Annotated in this window: 18 protein-coding genes and 1 pseudogene; 5 read left to right on the forward strand and 14 right to left on the reverse strand. The window is 61.7% G+C overall.

Features of this window, described 5'->3' with window-relative positions; genetic code table 11:
• Window positions 1-1,054: 1,054 nt before the first annotated feature.
• The 3 genes and pseudogenes from BLV07_RS49745 to BLV07_RS16885 all read right to left on the reverse strand — a co-directional run bounded on the left by BLV07_RS49745 (window position 1,055) and on the right by BLV07_RS16885 (window position 5,138).
• A pseudogene (locus tag BLV07_RS49745) lies at window positions 1,055-2,786 on the reverse strand (SulP family inorganic anion transporter).
• Between the two features lie 170 nt (window positions 2,787-2,956).
• A complete protein-coding gene (locus BLV07_RS16880) occupies window positions 2,957-4,456 on the reverse strand; it encodes a CYTH and CHAD domain-containing protein (RefSeq protein ID WP_091887794.1) in 1,500 nt (499 codons plus the stop codon).
• Between the two features lie 415 nt (window positions 4,457-4,871).
• On the reverse strand, window positions 4,872-5,138 hold the full coding sequence (locus BLV07_RS16885; protein ID WP_244551130.1) for a lanthionine synthetase LanC family protein: 267 nt from the start codon (window positions 5,136-5,138) through the stop codon (window positions 4,872-4,874).
• Here BLV07_RS16885 and BLV07_RS16890 point away from each other — a divergent pair.
• Window positions 5,131-5,814 carry a 2'-5' RNA ligase family protein gene (locus tag BLV07_RS16890; RefSeq protein ID WP_244551131.1) on the forward strand — a complete coding sequence of 228 codons (684 nt, stop codon included), beginning with the start codon at window positions 5,131-5,133 and terminating at the stop codon, window positions 5,812-5,814. The genes BLV07_RS16885 and BLV07_RS16890 overlap by 8 nt on opposite strands.
• A 35-nt stretch (window positions 5,815-5,849) precedes the next feature.
• Here BLV07_RS16890 and BLV07_RS16895 read toward each other — a convergent pair whose 3' ends face one another.
• The 9 genes from BLV07_RS16895 to BLV07_RS16935 form a co-directional block, all read right to left on the reverse strand.
• Complete coding sequence (locus BLV07_RS16895) at window positions 5,850-6,974, reverse strand: amidinotransferase (RefSeq protein ID WP_210187802.1); 1,125 nt, start codon at window positions 6,972-6,974, stop codon at window positions 5,850-5,852.
• Between the two features lie 285 nt (window positions 6,975-7,259).
• Window positions 7,260-7,478, reverse strand: coding sequence for a hypothetical protein (locus BLV07_RS46285; protein ID WP_143035438.1), 219 nt, complete (start codon window positions 7,476-7,478; stop codon window positions 7,260-7,262).
• A gap of 722 nt (window positions 7,479-8,200) precedes the next feature.
• On the reverse strand, window positions 8,201-9,625 hold the full coding sequence (locus tag BLV07_RS16905) for a TRAP transporter large permease (protein WP_091887548.1): 1,425 nt from the start codon (window positions 9,623-9,625) through the stop codon (window positions 8,201-8,203).
• Window positions 9,622-10,185, reverse strand: coding sequence for a TRAP transporter small permease subunit (locus tag BLV07_RS16910; RefSeq protein ID WP_091887550.1), 564 nt, complete (start codon window positions 10,183-10,185; stop codon window positions 9,622-9,624). The genes BLV07_RS16905 and BLV07_RS16910 overlap by 4 nt, the downstream gene beginning before the upstream one ends.
• A gap of 112 nt (window positions 10,186-10,297) precedes the next feature.
• Window positions 10,298-11,404: a TRAP transporter substrate-binding protein gene (locus BLV07_RS16915; protein WP_091887552.1), complete on the reverse strand. Its 1,107-nt coding sequence runs from the start codon at window positions 11,402-11,404 to the stop codon at window positions 10,298-10,300.
• A 329-nt stretch (window positions 11,405-11,733) separates the two neighbouring features.
• Window positions 11,734-12,441, reverse strand: coding sequence for a hypothetical protein (locus tag BLV07_RS16920; protein WP_091887554.1), 708 nt, complete (start codon window positions 12,439-12,441; stop codon window positions 11,734-11,736).
• Complete coding sequence (locus BLV07_RS16925) at window positions 12,438-12,875, reverse strand: acyl-CoA thioesterase (RefSeq protein WP_091887556.1); 438 nt, start codon at window positions 12,873-12,875, stop codon at window positions 12,438-12,440. The genes BLV07_RS16920 and BLV07_RS16925 overlap by 4 nt, the downstream gene beginning before the upstream one ends.
• Window positions 12,875-13,783, reverse strand: coding sequence for a fumarylacetoacetate hydrolase family protein (locus BLV07_RS16930; protein ID WP_091887558.1), 909 nt, complete (start codon window positions 13,781-13,783; stop codon window positions 12,875-12,877). The genes BLV07_RS16925 and BLV07_RS16930 overlap by 1 nt, the downstream gene beginning before the upstream one ends.
• A gap of 50 nt (window positions 13,784-13,833) precedes the next feature.
• Window positions 13,834-14,940 (reverse strand): cupin domain-containing protein, encoded by a 1,107-nt coding sequence (locus tag BLV07_RS16935; RefSeq protein ID WP_091887560.1) that lies wholly within the window; start codon window positions 14,938-14,940, stop codon window positions 13,834-13,836.
• A 355-nt stretch (window positions 14,941-15,295) separates the two neighbouring features.
• On the opposite strand from BLV07_RS16935, the gene BLV07_RS16940 reads away from it, so the two are divergent.
• The 4 genes from BLV07_RS16940 to BLV07_RS16955 all read left to right on the forward strand — a co-directional run bounded on the left by BLV07_RS16940 (window position 15,296) and on the right by BLV07_RS16955 (window position 20,128).
• Window positions 15,296-17,455, forward strand: a complete 2,160-nt coding sequence (locus BLV07_RS16940; protein ID WP_091887562.1) for a thiamine pyrophosphate-dependent enzyme — start codon at window positions 15,296-15,298, stop codon at window positions 17,453-17,455.
• Window positions 17,452-19,014: an indolepyruvate oxidoreductase subunit beta family protein gene (locus BLV07_RS16945; protein ID WP_091887565.1), complete on the forward strand. Its 1,563-nt coding sequence runs from the start codon at window positions 17,452-17,454 to the stop codon at window positions 19,012-19,014. Before BLV07_RS16940 ends, BLV07_RS16945 begins: the two co-directional genes overlap by 4 nt.
• Window positions 19,015-19,178: 164 nt before the next feature.
• On the forward strand, window positions 19,179-19,646 hold the full coding sequence (locus BLV07_RS16950) for a MarR family winged helix-turn-helix transcriptional regulator (RefSeq protein ID WP_244551132.1): 468 nt from the start codon (window positions 19,179-19,181) through the stop codon (window positions 19,644-19,646).
• A complete protein-coding gene (locus BLV07_RS16955; protein WP_091887570.1) occupies window positions 19,646-20,128 on the forward strand; it encodes a MarR family winged helix-turn-helix transcriptional regulator in 483 nt (160 codons plus the stop codon). Before BLV07_RS16950 ends, BLV07_RS16955 begins: the two co-directional genes overlap by 1 nt.
• Before the next feature lie 4 nt (window positions 20,129-20,132).
• On the opposite strand, the gene BLV07_RS16960 is transcribed toward BLV07_RS16955, so the two are convergent.
• Together BLV07_RS16960 and BLV07_RS16965 are read right to left on the reverse strand one after the other, a co-directional pair.
• The gene (locus BLV07_RS16960; RefSeq protein WP_091887571.1) at window positions 20,133-20,861 is read right to left on the reverse strand and encodes an SDR family NAD(P)-dependent oxidoreductase; all 729 of its coding nucleotides are present in this window, start codon (window positions 20,859-20,861) and stop codon (window positions 20,133-20,135) included.
• Between the two features lie 26 nt (window positions 20,862-20,887).
• Window positions 20,888-22,504: an ATP-dependent acyl-CoA ligase gene (locus BLV07_RS16965; RefSeq protein ID WP_176945584.1), complete on the reverse strand. Its 1,617-nt coding sequence runs from the start codon at window positions 22,502-22,504 to the stop codon at window positions 20,888-20,890.
• Window position 22,505 lies beyond the last annotated feature (1 nt).

Genomic DNA, 22,505 nt, shown 5'->3' on the forward strand with positions numbered 1-22,505 from the left:
ACAATGTCATCATCGCGGGCCTGCCGAACCACGCTGATCTTGTTGTGATGTCGGCTATCGGCGGTAGAGCGGATGGCGTGCAGCCGATCTAAGGACCGAACGGGCGAACTGCCACCGGTTGATGTTGAGGCGATTGCCGACGGCGCGAACCAAAAGGCCCCAGCTCCGGGCAATGGGACGAGCTGAGGCCTCTGCCTCTAAAAAATGGCCCCAGCTCGCGGGGATATTGGGGGGCATTGAAGCTGGGGCCAATCGGGGTCGCCCTTGGTGAAGGGCACCGGGAAGACTCGCCAATTGCGCGAACGTTCCTGTCCTAACCAAAAGGTATAAGCTCGGAGCAGCAAGTAAGGGCCGCTGGACATCTAAATGAGATGCCGCCAACTGAGACGGCCTAAAAAGCTCCCTGCCCACCGTGGAATTGGAATGGACGGGGAGTGCGAGCGCGACGGGCGGCCGTCGCTATCTCATGCTAAGAGTAGTGTGTGACAGTCATGCAAATGCACTCTCGTCACTCGCGGATCGCCTTAATGGAGGGTTGAATTGTAAGACGGTAGGCGACAAGCGCACTACCATCAAACCTCTCTAAAACCTCGCCGCAAGCAGGGCAACGATATTCCCCTTTTGTGCCAGGCGCGGTCGCCAACTCGAGACGCCGAAAACCCGCCCCGCACTCAGAGCACGTCACATCGCCCTTTTTCATAAGCTCCCCCGTAAAACCCCGGTGCGGCTTCATAACATGAGTTAAGGCAGAACTGAGGACGACTTACCCGCCAAGCAACAGCACGATCGCCGCCAAAACAATTGCTAATCCGATCGCTGGGACGATAATGGCTTGGCGCCTCATAGGGCCGGAACTTAGCAGCCACCGTGGTGCTTTGATAGCTAAGTATGTGAAGGCGTTCTGGACTCGTTCCGAGCATCAAATTCCTTGATCTGTCGCCCGAAAGGTAGCTTGCGGAATTTATTGGGACTCCGCGGGATTCACATTAGGACACAAGAGCTTAAATACGGGCACGAGCGGCAGTCGATTGGCGTACTATCCAAATCCAGCGTGTTACCGCCCGTCGCTCCGTCGGTCCTCCCAGTCCTCCCACTCGACGTCACTGTTGATCTCCAGATAGCTGGAAACGGCAGCGCCAATTGTCGGAAAGAAGTATTTCTCCCCCAGCTGCGCGTACAATCCAAATCTCTTCAGCTTGTCCTTTACGGGGTCCTTGAGCTCGGCAAAGCAAAGCTCGATGCCATCGGCGTGCAAGATCTCGTCGAGCTCGGCGACGGTATCGCCAGCGGTGACGTCCACGCTGGTGACCGGCTCGGCCGCAACGACCAACCAGCGTACGGGCGTCGGCGATTTCGCCACGGCGTCCAGAGCGCGCTCCTTGAAGAATTCAGCATTGGCAAAGAACAGAGGCGCATCCCACCGAAACAGAACCAGCCCGGGAATCCGACGTGCATCCGGATATCTCGTGATGTCGTGGTAGCCCTTGACGCCGTGGGCGCGGCCCAGCACGGCGGAGTGCGGGCGCCAACCGTCCCATAAGAACTCGGCGATGGCGATGGCGATTGCGAGACCGATCCCCGGGATCACGCCAAGCACCGCCACACCGCCAAAGCAGACGATCGACAGCCAGAACTCCCACTGCTGAATGCGATAGATCCGTTTGAGGTCGGTGATCTCAATCAGGCCGATTGCGGCGGCTATAACGACGGCGGCTAGGGCAGCGTTGGGCAAATGCTGAAGGAGGTTCGGCGCGGCCAACAGAAGGAAGGCGATGGCAAGCGCGCCGACAACGCCGGTGAGTTGGGTGCGGGCACCGGCGGCTTCTGCAACGGGAGTGCGCGAACCGCTGCTGCTGATCGGAAAACCTTGGAAAAAGCCGGCTACGAGGTTGGCCGCGCCGAGCCCCACCAACTCCTGGTTGGGGTCGACGTGAGTCCCCAATCTTGCGGCATAGGTCCGCGAAAGCACGCTGGTATCGGCAAAACGCCACCAACGCGGTTGCGCACCCGCCGATCAGCACTGGGACGAGGTCGCTGTATCCGATCCAGGGAACGGCGAACCCCGGCAGACCTTCTGGAAGAGGTCCCAAGAGCTGCACCGCGTAGCGGTCTCCAAGGTCAAGCACACCGACCGCGGCGGTCGCGCCGACGACCGCAATCAGAATGTTGGGAAGCCGCTTGTATTTCTGGAGCAACAGAATGGTCGCCAGCGTGCCGAGTCCAATGGCAAGTGCGACCCAGTTTGTCCGTCCCTCTACAACCGCGCTGCCGATCGCCCATAGGCTCCGCAAGGGCCCTTCGCTCTCGATCGAGAAGCCGAAGAGCTTTGGCAGTTGGCTGATCAACACGGTCAACGCAATTCCGTTCATGTAGCCATAGCGTATCGGCTTGGAGAGGAGCTCCGTCACAAAACCCAGGCCCGCGATGCCAGCCAGAATGAATACGGCTCCCGAAACGAGTGCCATCATCCCGGCCAGGGTCACGGCGCGAAGAGGATCGCCGCCAGACAACGGAACGACGACGCCGAGAATGATGGCCGCTAAGGCCGAGTCTGGTCCCAGGACGAGAATGCGGCTCGGACCGAACAATGCATAGGCCAACAGCGGCGTGATCGTTGCGTAGAGACCGTAGACGCCGGGCAAGCCGGATGCCTCCGCGTAGGCAATTCCAGCCGGGGCCAGCATCGTCGCGAGCACAAGCCCAGCGAAGATATCGTGCGGAAGGTGGGCCGCCTTATATTGACGGAAGGTGTCCAGCCCTGGCAGCCAATGAATCCAATGCTTCATGTGGGCGGCCACTTTCGAACCGGGTTGAGCCCGCGAGGCCTCATGCGCTGGCTCCGATTGGCCCAACTCGAATTCAGTCTAGGCTGTTACGCCCCCGACCACCAGAGCAATGAGGCGACCTCATCCCTGGACCAACCTATCCGTCGTCGGCGCCGCAGCACGCCTGCTGTCTACAACGCCCTCAGCCGGCTCACCCTTTTTCGGGCTGCCCGCAAGAGCGGTCTTGCAGCCTGATCCTCCCGACCAACGAGGACGCCCGACGCAAAAGCGCGAGCGCGTCGGTTGTGAGGCGGTGCATTGAGGGCCGCATCGAGCGCCATCTCTCGGTGCGCAAGATAGTCATTGACTGCTCCCAATGCATCCTGGAGCCTCTTCGAATGTTTCTCGAGTTGCGCAAGCCGCTTGCGCTGCCCCCTGGAATTGAACAAGCTTTCGAAGAACCTCGCCGCATATCTGACCTTCTTGATCCTGATGCGCAGCCTGTGCCGCGCGCGAGCCGATAAATCCTCAAGCTGCTTGCCATCCTTCTGTATCTTTCGAATGCGGCGAACAAGAAGTTTGGCGGCGAATTTGCGGATCGGAGTGTGGCCGCTGGAGCCATGATGCGCCATCTCCACCCATTCCAGCACGTCCAGCAACAACGTTCGAAAGCGCCTTGAGTCGATGGCACTTGATGCCTGCTCGAAGGCCTCGGCGCGTCGCCTCGTGAACTCCTGCTTGACAGCCGCGATGCCGCGCCGTGGAATGACGTCACGAGCCGCGGGACGAATTGTCTGGTTGAGAAAGACGTCGAGCTCGCGGGCCGCAGCAAGCTCGCCCGTCAGCCACTTCAGCTCGCGCTTGACGTTTTCCGTGCTCGATTTCGGCAAGAGCTTGGAGAAGAGCGAAATCGCTGCGCGCAAGCGCCGCAATCCAACTCTCATTTCGTGGATGCCTTCGGGATTGTGGTCCCGCACGGCATCGGCATTTCCCACGAAGTGCCGGATCGCGGAGCGAGCGACGATCCGGAAAGCGTCGCTTGCGTCCATGCGCTTGTCCAGCTTGATCGGCGCGGCGAAACTGACAGGATTGACTTGCCCGTCAGCGAGGTCATAGCCCCGTTCGGCCTTTGATCGCAGATACAGCTCGGCTTCCGTCCTTCGCGCCAGCGCATCCGCTGTCTGAAAGAGATCCTGCGGCTTGCCGCGCTTGAGTTCAATCTCCACCTCGTCGATCGGCTCCGAACGATGCCCCACCATGATCTTGCCGCGGTCGATCGCGAGTTCGATCTCACTGCCTTTTCTCTCGATAGGCAGAGTGACGCGATGCACGGAGGTCTTGAAGATCGGCTTGAGTTTCTGTTTCAGCTTTTTTGAGGAAAGCGCCTCAAGCGGAGAACCATTGAGCTTTGTGAGATCGGGTGTACCGCTTTCGAGCAACGTTTCCCATTCTCCGCGGCCGAACTGCCCATCCGTTTCCGATTTTACGGTTTGGATGTACGTCTCCTTGTCCTGGCGAACGCGAAGAGAGAGACCATGCTTCTTTAGCTTGTGTCTTGGCGTATCAAAATACGTCGAAAGCAGGTCGGCTTCTGCCGGACATCCCCGCTTCGTGCCCGGAAGTTGTCCATGCTCCACTTGCTTCAAGCCACGATGTGGAATGTGAAATTTCAACTCGGCCTCGAGTCCCATGTGCCAGATCTCCAGCTTGCTCACGGAACCAGTAACGGATCGCGAAAGTCGACGAACAGATCGGCGACAAAGGCGCCTTTACTAATCCGGTTACGGACGCGTCTGTTCCATCCTTCCCAAGGCGCGGCATCCCTATAAGCAAAAAGGCCGCTCCTGACCGGGCGGCCTCAAGACTACTTCCTGCGCGGCAACGCGATCGGAATATGCGGCGCGGTACTTATCACGATGAGGGGTTTATCATCGGACGCGTGGCTTCTCAGCGTCTCCAATACCAGAATGAACTTTCCGCAAGCATGGCAGTCACCTCGCTGACGAATGTATCTCCGCATCGCAACGAGTCGGATTGGCGAAAAGTCAACCGCTCGCCCCGGCTCAGAACGCCGATATTGACCAATGGCGTCCCCCGTCCCACATTTCAGAACACATCGATAGTCGGGAACCGAGCATCCCCTGTGATGCAATCCCAAAGGTAGATTGCAAGACCGATGTCGCCGGTCCAAAGCGAATACCGACCGCGGCCGGCAACCATCTGAGCGCCGCGATACTGGAAGATGGCAGTCATAGCGAACTGGCGCGCGCGATCGAGCCAAATGGGGTCATTCGTGCGTCGGTAGAGCTTGAGGAATGCGTAGCCATTTCCACCGGTACCGTGGCAAAGGTTCGATCCCTTTGGGATGCCCACCCAGCCTGATGTCGGTTATTGGGCCTATAGCTGGCCTTTGCCGTCGGCACATCCCAGGCCGGCGAATGATCTGTTGCAGATCTTCGACACGCCGATCAAGATGATGGACTTTCCAGCTTTAGCAGGGCGCTCGATGGCACTCGCAATCAATCTTCGGGCGGATAACGCTTCCGCTTTCGAAATCGAACGGCTGTGGGACCAAGTTGCTGCCTTTGAGGACAAGCCGTCGATGCGTACCTTGGCGTACCGACCACATCTGACATTCGCGATCTATGACTCACCCGAAATCGAAGAGAAGACAGCGTGGAATGCGATGCTGTCCGCGAGCGCAGGCGGAGTGCAATTGCCTATCGCATTCAGACGAATTAAATGGTTCGTAGGCCCACCACTTGTGTTGTGGGCCGAGCCCGAAGCAAACGAGATCATTGGAAGGTGGCACGCTTCAATCAGCGCCGCCATCGACCCGGCCCATTGTCGGCCACATTATCGGCCATGCGCCTGGACCCCGCATTGTACACTCGGCACACGTATCGCCGATGCAAAGACCAAGGACGCCATTGCCTTCGCGAAGTCCTTCGACCGACGTATCGAAGTGATTTTCGATGTGGTGGATTGCGTCGTCTTCCCACCCGTACGGGTCATTGCGCAACGGGAGCTGCCGAAGGGTATTCCGTAAGTTCACGACTGCACCGTCAACCTGAGGGTCGGCGCTCAAAAATAATCTTGCAACGTGCCGCACCGTCGGATGTCGAGGGTGGCGCAATGGAAGGCTCCGCCAAATGCGGCATAGTGCAAGAACTTGCAGGGAATGGGCTCGAGTCCCCAATTCTCCAACGCACGCATCGTTGCGGTATGATGCGGATCAGCGATAACGCGCTTCTCGTCCACCATCAGCACGTTCATGTTGAGCCATTTCCCACATAGCGAGGTAATCCTGAGCATAGGATCGGTTATCGGCTCGGGCTCCGGAGCCACGAGGATGTCCCATTTTTTCAAGATGGCCGGAAGTTGGTCGGCGTCAATGTATTCGGGATTGATCAGAATCTTGCCGGGCCCAAGCGGCAAAATGGTCGTGTCGATGTGCATCGGACTGGGACAGCGGCTCTTGATTTCATGAATGCGATAACCGTCGCCAAGATGCCGACGCAGCCATTCAATGCCGGACGCATTGGTTACGTTGCTGCGGGTAACGAACAGGTCGCGCCCGCAGCGAAAGAAATCGGCCGCGTCAAAAACCGGCTCAAATTCGGTGAGTATGTATGAAATCGGCTCGCCTTTCTCGGGCACGTGAAACTCTGGATCGAACAGCTCGTTCGTCAGCTGCGGCTTGGGCGCGGCGGTCCAGCGCGCGCCACGTCGGAAATATTGCTTCAGGATCGGACGATAGGAGTGCGTTTCGAAGTAGCGACATGGCCAAACCATCGGCGTCTCGATGATCTCCCCGCCAACCACAAGCATGCTGTCGCGCGGGCAGGAATTGCAGAAGCCCTGCGAGGACCATTCCGGCGTGCCGAAGCGCTTCTTGTGGTCGATCGCTTCCGGCCGCTTTACTACGATGCCCAGCGATCGTAGCAGAGCGACAAAATCGTCGAGTTCGCGCTGCGCGGGTTCAATCATGATCTTCGGGTAATGGAAGCCTGCGAACAGCGACTGGGCCCGCGCAGCCATGCCCGGAATGTTGCAGGTGACAACCGGGTGGTCGGAGGGGATTACCGCACCCTCGAGCCTTCCGACTATCACTTCCTCTAGCGGGTCCCACTCGTTGTGTGAGTTCACCGGAGAAGCGCGGCTCGGTGGGTCGGCTTCCGCACTGTCAGCGCGCGTGACCATGTCCATGCATCAGGCCCTCGTGCGCTACAACAGCCGCTGGCCCCAGAGGTTCCGAAGTCGGGCCACCGTGTGCCGGTCAACGGCAGAATCCCGGGTGTCGGCTATGGCCCGTAGCTGACTTATTCCTTGCCTTTGAGCTAGGACCGCCTTTGGACCCCAAGCCGAACAACGCTGAAGCTATTGTGATGTCGGCTGTCGACGGTAAACGGGACGCGGGGCCGCTGTTACCTCGACAGCCGCTCGTGACACCACCGAGACATCGGCGCGGAGCTTTAGTCTCGCATCTTGCGTTTAGGACCGCGGCGGCTCTTCGCTCGGCCCGGCTGCCTCGCCATGGATCGTGACACCTGCCGATCGCAAGCCGGTCAGCAGTACAGTTCTTACAAAGGCAGGATCGAATCCAATATCCTTGGCATTTGGTGGATGCGCCTCGCTGCCCTTCAATCGGAGCGCCAAGTGCAATTGCTCGCAAAGGTGCTGAACGACGAGATTGACCTGATCCTCAGTCATGATCTGCTTTTCCCGCTACCATTTTGCTACCCAACTAGATAGCACACATGGAAGCGGTACGCGATTGGACCGTCCCAAGGATCAACCCCCCATGAGACTGCCCATGGCCGGGCTCCAAAACCGTTCGCCGATCGGCGCAGACCGGAAGTGACTAGCGGGCAGCTAGAACGATGCTTTTGACCCAGAGCAGGCCTTTGACGGAGAGCCCACCTTCTGCGGGTTACGGCACATGGTCCGAGCTGCGGCTCATGGCTCTCGATCTTGCAGTTATCTTCGAGATCGACGCCGCACTGCCTCCACACGTGGGACTCTTGAACGTTTGCCGTTGGTTCTTTCCAACGCCTTTTGCACCCGAGCGCTAAGGGTTCGAAGCTCTGCAAGCTGAGAATTGAGCGACCAGACACGTTGGTGCAGAATGACCATGCGGTCGCAGACCCGATCACGACTACTCATTTACGAGCCCCTAGAACTACAATTGCCAAAAAAATGCTGACGTTGGGCCGGAAATAAACGGGACTTTCAGGCCAACGGTAGCATCGTTTCACGTACAAGATGTGAAACGGTACACACACGGCAGAAAATGTATTCCACGCTCGGATACCGACCGATATGGCCCCTTTCTTCTGCCAAGTGTTCAATTCGATGGAGGGATGAGATGGATCGACATCCCCACCGTCATAAATCCGTAATCCTTGAGTAGCGCAGCGCACGCAGACGTGCGGCTACTTCTTTTTTGGTGTCAACCAATCCTCGTCTTCCAGGGAGGGTGCCTGCTTCTGCTGCTCCAGGATTTTCCTGTACTCCTCGGGGATGACCTGACTGCGCGACGTCTCGTGCAGCGTCTGCGGGAACCAGGTCGAAATGCCGGGCAAAGCGATCATAAGCGCAACGCATAACACCTGCAGGATCATGAACTGGAACATGCCGGCATAAATCGTCGCGAGACTCCAGCCCTTGACCACCTGCTTGAGATAGTACGCCGACATGGCGACCGGCGGCGACAGAAAGGCGGTCTGCAGCACCACCGCAACCAACGCTCCGAACCATATGAGGTCGATGCCCATGCCCTTCACAACGGGATAGAAGATGGGCAGGAACACCAGGATGATGGCTGGCCACTCAAACGGCCAACCCAGCAGAAAAATGAGAAAGAGCACGACAATCAGCATGAAGCTCGGCGGCAACTGCAGGCCGAGCATCGTCTCGGTGATCCAGTTCGCCGAGCCGAGGCGAGCGAACACCGCACCGAAGATGTTCGATGTGACCGCCAGCAGCAGGACCATGCTCGACGTCGCCATTGTCGAGGTCAGCGCGCGCTGCAGTCCGGCGAACGAGAACTTGCCATATGCGATGGCCAGCACCAGAGCGCCGACGCTGCCGATGCCAGCGGCCTCCGTCGGCGTCGCAAGACCCCCGATGATCGAGCCGAGCGTCGCCGTAATAAGCCCGAGCAGCGGCAGCGTGCCGACAATCACCTCGCGCGCAATGTAGCCAACGGAGTAGATCCGCTCATCCTTTGGCACCGGCGGCCCTAGTTTGGGATTCAGGAAGGCGCGGCCCATCAGATAGACGATGTAGATGCCGGCCAGCAGGAAGCCCGGCCCGAAGGCTGCAGCATAGAGATCGGCGACCGACACCCCGAGCACCGGGCCCATCACGATCAGCATGACGGACGGGGGAATGAGAATGCCGAGCGTGCCGCCCGCCGTGATGGTGCCCGCTGAAAGCTTGGCGTCATATCCCGCCTTGGTCATGATCGGCGAGGCCATGATGCCAAGAACGGTCACGGCTGCGCCGACGATGCCTGTCGCCATCGCGAACACGGTCGAGGTCAGGATGACGACGAGGAAGAGTGCGCCGCGCACCGGCGCAAGCATCATGCGGAACGCCGTAAAAAGGCGTTCCATGAGTCCCGCCTGCTCGGTGATGAAGCCCATGAAGATGAACAGCGGCACGGCGGCGAGGAGTTCTTCCTTCATCATGCCGATGGTCTGGAAGTAACCAAGCTCGAAGACCGTCGCGCCCATGCCCCAGTAGCCGAACGAAAAGGCGAGAAACAACAACGTGAACGAGATCGGCACACCGATGAAGATCGCGCCGAGCAGCACCAGCAGCATGACGACGCCGATGAGCGCTTCTGCGGTCATATCTCGACCTTCTCCTTGTGCTCGAGCTCGACGCCGGTGCGCGCCATGTAGATGCTCTTGATCAGTTCGGACACGCCCTGGATCAGCAGCAGGAGGCAGGCGAACGGCACGATGAACTTGAACGGCCACAGCACGGGCCGCCACGGCGTCTGGTCCGAAGTCTCGTTGATCAGCCAGGCGTAGTGGAATTCGTTCCAGCTGATCAGGAACAGCATGATCAGGCTCGGGAAGAAGAAGACGACATAGGAGATCGTATCGATCCAGCCCTTCCTGCGGATCGAGAACTTCTCCCAGAAGAAGTCGGTGCGGATATGAGCGCCCTTGTGCAGCGCGTAGGCGGCGCCGAGCATGAACAGCGAGCCGTAGAGCATGTAGGTTGCGTCATAGACCCAGATCGTCGGCGCGTTGAACAGGTAACGCGCCCCAACCTCGTAAGCGACGGCCAGGACCAGCGGCACCGACAGCCACGAGATGATCGTGCCGGTCCGGTCTGTGAAGCCGTCGATGATCCTGATTATGGCCAGCAGTGCCGGCGGCTGCCTGCCTGTTATCTCAGCCATCCCTCGCCCCTTCCCTTGACTGTCCGGGCGGCGCATTTGCGGCGCGACGCAAAGCGGGCGCATGAGCCGCATCAATGGAGGGCGGCCTGACCGGCCGCCCTCGGAGGAAGCCCTATTTCTCGAGAGGGAAGTAGTAGTTCGCCATGAAGGAGTACGGCGGGAAATAGGACCGCTTGTACGGCACCACAGCGCTGGCATAAGCCTTCTGCGAGTCGTGCACCTTCTTGAAGAACGGGTTCTTGGCGCTCTCGGCCGCCGCGATCTCGTCCCACTTCTTGATGAAGGCCAGCAGGATCTCCGTCGGCGTGCGCAGGATCTGCACGCCGTGCTTCTGCTGCATCTCGATCAGCGCATCGGCGTTCTGGCGCTGCCACTTGGTCCACCAGACCAGGAATGTCTCGTTGGCCGCCGACTTGATGATCTCCTGATGCTGCGGGCTGAGCTCCTTCCACACATCGCCGTTGATAACGATTTCGCCGATCGTCACGTTCTCATGCAAGCCAGGCGAATAATGGTACTTCCAGACGTTGTGGAAGCCGAGCTGCAGGTCCTCGATGCCGCCGACCCATTCTGCGCAATCGATCACGCCGCGTTGCGCAGAGGGAATGATTTCTCCGCCCGGCATGTTGACCACCGTGAAGCCGAGGGCCTGCCACACTTCGCCGGCCATGCCGGTCTGGCGGCATTTCATGCCCTTCATGTCCTCTACCGTCTGGATCGGCTTCTTGAACCAGCCGAACGCCTGCGGCCCTGCAGGCAGGATGGGGAACACGACGAGGTTGAGCTTGAGCTCCTTCTGATAGAACTCATTGTATAGGTCGAGGCCGCCGCCGTGATAGAGCCAACCCATCACGTCCATGAAGTCCATGCCGAAGGTGCCGCCGGGACCGCCGGTGAACAGGATCGCGGCCTTGTTCTTGCCGGTCCAGTAGCCGGCCCACGCATGCGCTCCGTCGAGCACCCTCTTGTGGGTTGCGTCCAGCACCTCGAACGCCGGCACGACTTGGCCAGCGGGCATTGCCTCGATCTTCAGCGCGCCAGCCGACAGCTTGTTCACCCGGTCGGCGAAATAGGTGAAGTTGTCATAGAGCGTGAGCGACGCCGGCCATGTGGCCTGCATCTTCAACACTTTCGTCTGCGCCATGACTGCAGTGGTGGATACGACAAACGCCGAAGCGATCAGGGCAACGGCGATTAACCCCAGAAACATGCGTTTCATGAGCCATCTCCTCCCTTGGACGACGTGACCGGGGCGATCGCTTTTTCTTCGTTGTTCTTGGTCGCCTAACTTCAAACCACGTCTGCCACCATTCTGCCACCATGGCCGCAAGTTGTCATCTTGCTTTCTAGCCGCAGCAAGCGTCAGGTTACCGCAGCGTGGCGCGTTCTTGCGTCGGCCGCGCGGACGGACGTACCGCTGCTTGTTGCACCGTGGCCGATATTCATGCCGACGAAGCCTTGGACGATTATCTCGGCCGCCTCTCGGGCGGAGCTGCCTGCTCTATTTGACGTTGTCCGCCGATGTCCCCTTTGCGTGCGCTCGCGGCTCTAAGATTTAGATGCAACCGTTCGCGTCAGCATCGGAAAATGCTTGTTGCCGCCTGCGAACGGCGGAAACTGGATGAAGTCTGCGCGCATGCGATTGATCACGTCGGAGCTTAGCGCGCGCGAGAGCGCCGCCGGGCTGTCGAACACCAGCTTGTTTCGCTGCATGTGCTCGACCCGCCGCGACGGCAGCCGGTCGACCCAATCGATCCGGGTATAGATCTCGATCTGGCGGACGTCCGGGAAGGTCCGCATGATCGAGGGGTGATGCTCGAGATAGTGCAAATGCCAGGCGTTGATGTCGTCCGCCGACCCGGGATAGTGCACGAGATAGCTGCATGGGTTCGCCGTGCCGGGGGGATGCGCGGCGACATCGACCGGAAAGGAGCGTGTCAGCATCACCTGGTGGGTTACGTCCAATCCGGTGAGGCTTGATTGTCCGCCGCCAGTCGCGAGGCTGGCGAGCGCTCCGTCGCGCCCCAGCGCAGCTTCACAAGCGAACAGATCCGGAAACCGCAATTGCAGCGCGAAGGCTGGCCCCGGACCGTCGGCCTTGTAGGGATGGTCGACCGATTGCTGCAGCGGCGTGAACAGCAGGCCCTCGGTCATCTCCGGGATCGCTCCGACCAGCGCCGCGGCGGCGTCCAGTGCGTCCGATCCGACGCGCCGTTCGCCCGTCGGGTCGACGAATGTCATGAACAAGGAGATCATGATGGCGCTGCTTCAGTTTCCTCATCGACATTCAGATGCGCGACAAGCGCAGCCCGAACATCGTCGGGCCACGGAAGGGCGTGGTGATCCACGAGCGAGGTTGCGGCAAGGATCTGGCGGGCACGCCAGCGCAGGCCGTCCGCGCCCGAGACGACATGAGCCAAATGCAGCGATGATCCACCCACCCGGCCGATGCGCAGCTTGAACGTCAAGAGGTCGCCGAACATCGACGGCCGGGAGAAATCGCAAGCCAGATGCACGGTGGGCGTGCCGATCTTGCGGAGCGTGATCAATCCGGGCCAGGGAAATCCGATCGCCTCCCAGAAATCCTCGACGACTCCGTTGAGCATGTTCAGATAGGACGGGAAGTAGGCGATTCCGGAGGGATCGCAGTCCGCGAACCGCAGCTTGCGGTCGAACGAGAACGCCGTCATCAGATCGCGACGACGGGGTGCCGGATGATACCGACGCCGTCGACCCCGGCCTCCACCACGTCGCCCGGCCACAGCCATTCCTGCGGAGTCATGCCTGCGCCCACCCCTTCCGGCGTTCCCGTCGCGATGATGTCGCCCGGCTCCAGCGTCATTCCGGACGAAATGTCGGCAATCAGGGCCGGAACATCGAAGATCATGTACTTGGTGTTGGAGTCCTGCTTCGTGACCCCGTTCTTGGTCAGCCACAGCCGCAGGTCATGTGGATCGGCAATCTCGTCCGCCGTCACGATGCAGGGACCGAACGGCGCATAAGTGTCCATGCCCTTGGAAAAGATCCACTGGCCGGCGCGGCGATTGTCGCGCGCGGAAATGTCGATCATCACCGAATAGCCGAACACGTGGGCCATCGCCTTCTCGGCCGTGATGCGGGTCGCGGTCCTGCCGATGATGACGGCAAGCTCGACCTCCCAGTCGAGCTGCTGCGTCATCTTCGCATTGTGCTGGATCGCCGCGCCCGGACCGATCACGGAGGTCGGCGGCTTGGAGAAGACGACCGGCTGTTTCGGCAGATCCTTGTCGGTGTCCAGGTTCTTGGCGGACTCCGCGACATGCGCGCGATAGTTCAGCCCGATGCCGAAGATGTTCTTGCGCGGCCGTGGGATTGGCGCCTGCAGCTTCACGTCCTCGAGGGGAACGGCAGCGCCGGCCGGCAAGCGCCCATTGGCGCTTTCGAGGCCACCCCTGAGCGCCGGCAACAGCGTCGCGTTGTTGTCGATGAACGACAGCATGTCGTTCGGCCATGCCAGACCGGACGATGCGCCGAGGCGCTCGACATCGACGACCAGCCCGTTGACGAGCGCCCCAAGGCGGGCACCGCCGGAGCCGAAGGTATAGGTCACGAGACGCATGGAAGCTTGATCCGACTCTTTCCGTTGAAATTCTGTGCGAGCACGTGACGTCAGGCGACTGCCGGCTGATGGCCGGCATTGTCGCCATAGGCTTCTTCCCGATAGAGGCCGAGACCTTCGATCACAGGCAGGTCGTTGAAGCAGAACAGGCAGGCGTCCTCGCTCATGGAGGCATTGCCGTGCTCGTGCCAGGCCCAGGACGGAACGCAGAAGGTGTCGCGCTCCTGCCATTCGAAGCGCTTGCCTGCGATGACGGAATAGCCGCGGCCCTTGGCGACCTGGTAGATGAAGCTTCCGGTATGCCGGTGCGATGTCGTCTTCTCGCCCGGCCGCAGCATTTGCATGCTCGCGCCGATCGTCTGCATCACATGCCCGCCGGTGATCGGATTGACGTAGTTCATGAGGATGCCGTCGTAAGGCGAGCCGTCGGTCGCAGCCGCATATTTCTGCAGGGCTTCGTAGGTCGGCTCCCACTCATATTTGAACATCGGCGAATAGCCCTTCGACCACGGCGCGTTCACTGGGCGAAGCCCGGGGTTGCCCCAGGTCTTGGTCATGTCGTCGACGGGATAGCCGGACTCTTCCTGCTGGATGTTGGGATGCACCACGAAGAAATTGGCTTCGAGCGCGTTGACGAGCGGGATGTCGAGCCCGTCCTGCCAGATGCAGACCGAGCCGCCTGCGTCGACCCCATGCTCGTGCCAGGTGCCGTTTGGTGTGAGCACGAAATCGCGGGCCCCTAACGTCATCTTGTGCCCATCGACGACGGTGTAAGCACCCGAGCCTTCCATGATGAAGCGCAGGGCCGAAGCCGAGTGCGCGTGGGCCGAGGCGACCTCGCCGGGATGCATGACCTGCAAGCCCGAATAGAGCCAGCCGACGGCTGCCGATACGTCGCGACGACCGGGATTGTTGAGATAGATCACCCGACGCCCGGCTTTTTCGGGAGAGACCAGCTCGACCGAGCGCAGCACATGTTCGCGCAGATCGCCGTAACGCCAGAGCACGGGAACGGACGCCGATTGCGGCTGCCATGGCTCAATCTTGTTGGCGACCGTCCACAACGCACCGGCTTCATATTTCTCGAGATCCTTGTAGTAGGCCTTGAGCTCCGGAGTGTCCTCGACATTGGCCCGGCCGATCACGTTGTCGCGCATCTCATCCTCCAAGTCCTGTGCTCCAAGTCCTGTGTCGTGGCGTCTTAGGGCGTTCGTTGGATCGAAGCGTGCCATCCATTGATGGCCAGGGATCGACCATCCAGTTCCAAACGGAGATGGCCGGGAACATCGTCACGGCAGGCCAACGAGACTTGCGCCGGCTTGTCGGCCATTGCGCTCGCGCTAAGATGCCGAAATGAAGCCTGCATGGCGGCAGCCTTGACGCGAGGCAGCTTGAGCATCGGTCCTACCCAGTCGCTGGTCACGACCGCGCCCGAACTGGGATGGCGGCATGTCCGAGCGTTGACTTACTTCATATGTAAAATTATGGTAATGCATATTTCTGGAGGACGCAATGGCTGAACGGTCTTTCGCTCGCGAGGTCGAAGATCTCCGGCTCGGCGCGGGCGACACCTTTCGCGGCGAAGGCATCCTCGCCATCACCAAGGCGCTGCTGCAATCCGGTGTGGCCTATGTCGGCGGCTACCAGGGCTCGCCGATCTCGCATCTGATGGACGTGCTGGCCGACGCCAAGGACGTGCTCGACGATCTCGGCGTCGTGTTTCAGAGCTCGGCCAACGAAGCGGCCGCCGCGGCGATGCTCTCCGCATCGGTGATGTATCCGCTGCGGGGCGCGGTCGCCTGGAAGTCCACGGTCGGCACCAATGTCGCCTCCGATGCGCTCGCCAATCTCGCCTCCGGCGGCGTCACCGGCGGCACCATGATCATCGTCGGCGAAGATTACGGCGAAGGCTCCTCCATCATGCAGGAGCGCACCCACGCCTTCGCCATGAAATCGCAGATGTGGCTGCTCGATCCGCGGCCCGACCACGAATGCATCGTCAACCTGATCGAGAAGGGTTTTGAGCTCTCGGAATGCTCGAACACGCCCGTGATGCTGGAGGTCCGCGTTCGCGCCTGCCACATGCATGGGAGCTTCGCCTGCAAGGACAATGTCAGGCCGGCGCACACCATCAAGGACGCGCTCAATAATCCCAGGCGCGACGTCGGCCGCATCGTGCTGCCGCCGGCGGCCTATGAGCATGAGCAGGAGAAGATCAAGACGCGCATGCCCGCGGCGATCGGCTTCATCCGCGACAACAAGCTAAACGAATGGATGGGACCGAAGCGCGGCAAGGTCGGCATCATCATGCAGGGCGGCATGTACAACAATGTCATCCGCGCGCTGCAATATCTCGGGCTCTCGGATGCCTACGGCGATACGCAGATCCCGCTTTACGTCATGAACGTCACTTACCCCGTGATCGACACGGAAGTCGCGGAGTTCTGCCTCGACAAGGACGCCGTCCTGATCGTCGAGGAAGGCCAGCCGGAATATCTGGAGCAGGCGATCAATACCGTGCTGCGGCGCAAGGACATCCAGGCGCGCGTCCACGGCAAGGACGTGCTGCCGATGGGCGGCGACTACACCGCGCAGGTCCTGCTCGGCGGTGTCAGGGAATTCCTCGAGAAGACGGAGCCGAGATTGCTCGGCAACAGGCCACCGGCGCCGGACGCTGTTCCGGTGCTCAATCATCCGGCCGTCGAGAAGCTCAAGCAGGTCGTGCCGGCCCGGCCGCCGGGCCTGTGCACCGGCTGCCCGGAACGGCCGATCTTCGCCGCGATGAAGCTGGTGGAAGAAGAACTCGGCGAGCACCACGTCTCGGCCGACATCGGCTGCCATCTGTTCTCGATCCTGCCGCCCTTCAACATCGGTGCGACGACGATGGGCTTCGGCCTCGGTCCGGCCTCGACCTCCGCATTCAACGTCAAGGCCGATAAGCGCTCGATCGCGGTCATGGGCGACGGTGGTTTCTGGCACAACGGGCTGACCAGCGGCATCGGCAACGCCGTCTTCAACAAGCATGACGGTGTATTCGTCATCGTCGACAATTTTTACACCTCGGCAACCGGCGGCCAGGACATCCTGTCGTCCCGCGCAGCCAACAAGCGGCGCAAGACCAACAATTCGATCGTGCAGGCCGTGAAAGGCATCGGTGCCCAATGGGTGCGGCAGATTGACCGCACCTATGACGTCGGCAGGATGCGCGACACGCTGAAGGAGGCGCTGACGACGAAGGATGAGGGTCCCAAGGTCATCGTCGCCTCGTCCGAATGCATGCTGAACAAGCAGCGGCGCGTGAAGCCGCAGACGAGCAAGGCGATCAAGGACGGGCTGCGCATCGTCAAAGAGCGCTTCGGTGTCGATGAAGACGTCTGCACGGGCGACCACGCCTGCATCCGCCTGTCGGGCTGCCCATCCCTCTCGGTGAAACAGCTCGACGACCCCCTGCGCGACGATCCGGTCGCCGCGATCGACAATTCCTGTGTCGGCTGCGGCAATTGCGGCGAAGTCGCCGAGGCCGCCGTGCTGTGTCCCTCGTTCTACCGCGCCGACGTCATTCACAATCCGACCCGCTGGGACAGGTTCAAGTCGAACATCGCGATGACGGTGATCGGCTGGCTGCAACGGCGGCGCGAACGCCGCCGACCGGCGCTCGAGGCGCTGACATGAGAGACGAGACGGTTCGACTTGCGCTTCCCGCGGCCGGCGAAGCGACCGAGCGCCCGATCTCGATCGCGATCCTCGCCATGGGCGGCCAGGGTGGCGGCGTGCTGACCGACTGGATCGTCCAGCTCGCGGAGAATCATGGCTGGGTCGCGCAGTCGACCTCGGTGCCCGGCGTCGCGCAGCGGACCGGCGCCACGATCTATTACATCGAGGCGATGCCGCCTGTCGATGGGCGCAAGCCGATCCTGTCGCTGATGCCGACCCCCGGCGATGTCGACGTCGTGATGGCCGCCGAATTCATGGAAGCGGGACGCTCGATCCTGCGCGGCCTGGTCACGCCGGACCGCACCACCTTGATCGCCTCCAATCACCGGTCCTTTGCCATCGGCGAGAAGATCGCGCCGGGCGACGGCATCGCCGACGACGGGGCCGTGCGAGGGGCGATCGGTGTTGCCGCCAAGGCCGAAATCATCTTCGACATGAACGCCCTGGCCATCGCACATGGCAGCGTCATTTCCGCTGCGATGTTCGGCGCGCTCGCCGCCACAAGCGTGCTGCCGTTCGACCGCGACAGCTATCTCGCGGTAATTCGCGCCGGCGAGAAGGGAGCGAGCGTTGGCACCTTCGAAGCCGCTTTTGAACGTGTCCGCATCGGGGCGCCCGATGTCGCCGCAGCCCCCCGGCCGGAGAAAAACAAGCAAAGCCCCTCGCCTGCGCGCTTCGATCCCCGGCTGGCCAAACTGCTCGAACGGCTGAAACAAGAGCTGCCGGAGCCCGCACGCGACCTGGCCTACGCCGGGCTGAAAAAGGTGGTCGACTTCCAGGACATCGCTTACGGCGCCGAATATCTCGACATCCTCAGTGGGCTGCACGCCGTCGATCGCAGCGCCGGTGGCGCGGACAGAGGCTTTGCCTTCACACGGATGGCTGCAAAGTACCTCGCCAATGCCATGACCTATGACGATGTCATTCGCGTTGCCGACCTCAAGACACGCTCGGCGCGCCGCGCGCGGATCGAGGGCGAGCTGGAACTGACGCAAGGTCAGGTGCTGCAGACCACCGAATTCATGCACCCCCGCATGGAAGAGGTCATGGGAGTGCTCCCCGCGGGCTTTGGTCGCTGGCTCGAGACCAAGCCGCGCCTGATGGGATGGCTCGATCGCCGCGTCAACAAGGGACGCCGGGTGCGGACCTATTCGCTGCCCTGGTTTCTCGCGCTCTATGTCGTGGGCGGACTTCGGGGCCTGCGCCGCCGCTCGCGCCGTCACGCCATCGAGACGGCGCATCGCGATGAATGGCTCAAGGCTGCCACCGCGGCGGTCCGCACCAATTACCAGCTCGGCGTCGAGATCCTGCAATGCCGCCGGCTGGTCAAGGGCTATTCCGATACCCACAGCCGCGGCCTGTCGAAGTTCGACAGGACGCTGGCCGCGATCACGCTGGTTGCGCAACGCGAGGATGCCGCCGACTGGGCGCGCCGCCTGCGGGAGGCGGCGCTGAAGGACGGCCCGGGCAAGCAGCTCGACGGCGTGATCCAGACCATCAAGAGCTTCGCCTCATGAGATTGACCTTAGCGCCGGATTGCCGTCCAAGCTGACGCGGATCAGAATCGAGCTGCTTGACTGCGATTCCCGGTGCGCTAATCGGGGCCGACGACCTTCGGAATACCTCCGTCAGACGAACCCGGACCCCTGGTCACGCAATGCCGGCAGCACTCAAAGAGAACATGGTCCCCCCCGGGCAGATCGAGACCCGGCTCTGGCTGCAGCTGCTGTCGCTGCACGGTGACATCTTCGCGTCGCTGAACGCGCTCCTGATCTCGGAGTTCGGCTTGTCATTGGCGAAGTTCGACGTGCTGGCCCAACTCGACCGCGACAGGAACGGCCTCGCGCTCGGGCAGTTGTCGCAGAACCTGAAGGTTTCCGGCGGCAACGTCTCGGGTTTGGTGCAGCGTCTCCTGGCCGATGATCTCATCAGCAAGGAAATGTCCAGCGAGGATCGCCGGTCCTTCATCGTCCGCCTCACGCCGAAGGGCGAAGCCCTGTTCCAGAAGGCCGCCGACATGCACAAGAGACATCTCAGCCAAAGGCTCGAGACCATTTCGGCCGATGAACTGGATACCGCGCTGTCGGTGCTGCGGTCTCTTTCGGCAAAAATTCGTACCCAGAGCAAGAAGCAAAGTCGCAAGCGATAATGGCGAAAGAATCCAAGAGCAGGTGGAAGTCCGGTCCGCCGCGATCAAGGGACCAGCTGCAAGCCTACATCCCTTATCTGTTCAATCGGCTGGCAAATCGCTGGAACCTCGACCAGAACCGCGATCTCAGCGAGCACGGTATCAACAACGTCGTGTTTCGAACGCTGTCGATCCTGTTCATCTACAAGACTCTCACCGTCAACGAGGTCGCCGTTCTCGCCGTGACCGAGCAGTCGACCGCCAGCAGGATGGTCGAGTCGATGGTGTCCTCAGGTCTCGTCAAGCGCGAGATCGCCGAGGACGACCAGCGCCGCCGGGTGGTGGCGTTGACGCCGGACGGCGAGGCTCTGCTGCGCAAGATCTGGCCCATCATGGAAAAGAACTATGAGCGGCTGACCGCCGGCATCGATCCGGACGAGATCGAAATCTGCGCGCGGGTGCTCGCCAGGATGGTCGAAAACATCAAGCAGAACCAGATCTGATCCATCAGGGGCCGAGACCGACGAGGCTGGTGCCGCCGCAGACATACAGCACCTGTCCGGTCACGAAATCCGAGCGCTCGTCGAGGAAGAATTCGACCGCGTGCGCCACGTCCTCGCGCGCACCGAGGCGGCCGACCGGGACGTTACGCGCCATTCGCTCCTGCCGCTCGGAATCTTTGGGGATGATGCCCCAGAAATTGTCGGTCAGGATCGGGCCCGGCGCGACGACGTTGACCGTGATGCCGCTGGACGCCAGCTCCAGCGCCCATGTCCGCGCCATGCCGTGCACGCCGGCCTTGGTGGCGGAATAGGCCGAGCGGGTCACGGCGCCCATCGCCGCGCGCGAGCTGACGAACACGATGCGGCCGAAACGGCGCGAGATCATGCCTTCCAAGGCGGCCTGGGTCAGGAGCATCGGTGCGCCGAGATGCAGCTGCGCGAGCTCCAGGATGTCTTCGGGGTTCGCATCGGGCAAGAGGTTCGGCAGGATGATGCCGGCATTGTGCACGAGGCAGTCGATCGCGTGGTTGGCGCCGATCTCCTGCGCGATGGCCCGCGTCTCCTCAAGGCTCGTCAGGTCCGCGCAATAGGCCGCGAGCAGATCGTGCGTCCAGCCCGGCTTCTCCAGCCCCACCGAGACGACGCGCTGCCCCTTGTCGACCAGCCTCCTCGCCAGCGCTTCGCCGATCCCGGAATTTCCGCCGGTGATGAGTGTGGTGCGGGTCTGGCTCATGATCGCTGTCCTACGGGCTTTTCGGGTCAGACCTGCCGCCGCTTCATCTCGCGGAGATCGAAGAACGCGCCGTCCTGCATCAGCCTGGCGACGAGATCCTTCAAGCCGCCGCGCTGGATCTTCTCGGTTGCGGTGAGCGGCAGCCGCTCGACGAAGCAGATCCAGCCGGGCGCCTTGTAATAGGCCATCTGCTCCAGGCTCCAGCGCACGATGGCCTCGGCAAGCGCGCGGTCGGCGCCGGCCTGCTCGGCGATGATGACGGCCGCGACCTCGTCGCCGCGCACCTGATCCGGGGTTGGCGCAATCGCGGCCTGCCGGATCGCGGGATGACGATTGAGGACGGATTCGACCTCGACCGCGGCGATGTTCTCGCCGGAGCGGCGGATGACGTTTTTCTTGCGGTCGACGAAATGCAGGTCGCCATCCGCATCGCGCGAGACGACATCGCCGGTGTGCAGCCAGCCTCCGGCCCAGGCCTCCGCCGTGGCCTCGGGGTTCTTGAGGTATTCCCGGAAGAAGCCATAGCGCGGGTCCGCGCCGGCCCGCCGCACCAGCAGCTCGCCCGGCGTTTGCCCTGGCGTATCGACGCCGCGGTCATCGACGATGCGAGTCTCGATCTCAGGGGCCGGGCGGCCGAAGCAGCTGGTGCCGACCTTGCGCGGCTCAAGGTTGGCGGCGATCACGCCGCCACTGCCGGTCTCGGTCATCGCCCAGGCCTCGATCAGCGGGAAGCCAAAGCGCGCCTCGAAGGGCGCATGGAGCAGCTTGTCGACGCCGGCGCCGAACCCGAAGCGCACATTGTGCTGCCAGTCCTGTTCGGACGGCGCGGCACTCATCAGCATCGAGGGCATGACGCCGAGATAGTGCAGGCACGTGGCCCGGCTCTCCCTGACCGAGGCCCACCAGCTGCGCGGGTGAAATCGATCGAGCATGGTCAGGCTGCCGCCGACCGAGACCATCGCCATCAACGAGACCGCCATCGCGTTCATGTGGAACAGTGGCAGCGGCGTGATCATGCGCTCGCCATCTGGCTTCAGGTCGATCAGCCCGCCGGCGTCGCGATACCAGTTTCCGCTGTGCAGGAAATATTCGTTGGTGAGAACGCAGCCTTTCGGTTGCCCCGTCGTGCCGGACGTGTAGAGCAGCGCGCATTCGGTCGAACCGTCGGCCGGACGCCGCGGCCGTGCACCGTCATAAGGCGCGGGAATGTCGCTGTCGTCGGTGACGACTGGGATCGGCCGGCCCGCCTGGCGCGCCGCCGTGGCCACCTCGGCGCAGCGCTCGGCGAGAACGAAGGCGGCATTCATCTCGGAATGGGAGATGATGTATTCGAGCTCGCTCATGCGCAGATCGGGATTGATCGGCACCACGGAGACGCCAAGCGCGTTCAGCGCGAACCACAGCTCGATGAACACCGGCCGGTTCTGGAGCAGAAGCCCGACCCTGTGTCCTTCGCCATAGCCGCGGTCCGTGAACGCCTGCCGCCGGGCCTCGATCCGCGCGAGCATCGCGCCGTAGGAGAGCTCGCCGGCTGCGATGCCGTAAATGCCGGCGGTCTCCGGCAGCACGTTGAGGAAGCCGGCCTCACCGCGGCGCAGCGCGGTCTCGCGAAAGCGGGCGTAGACTGTGGTCGCGGCGGTCAAG

Source organism: Bradyrhizobium sp. Rc2d (assembly GCF_900099855.1).
In the GTDB taxonomy this organism is placed as follows: Bacteria; Pseudomonadota; Alphaproteobacteria; order Rhizobiales; family Xanthobacteraceae; genus Bradyrhizobium.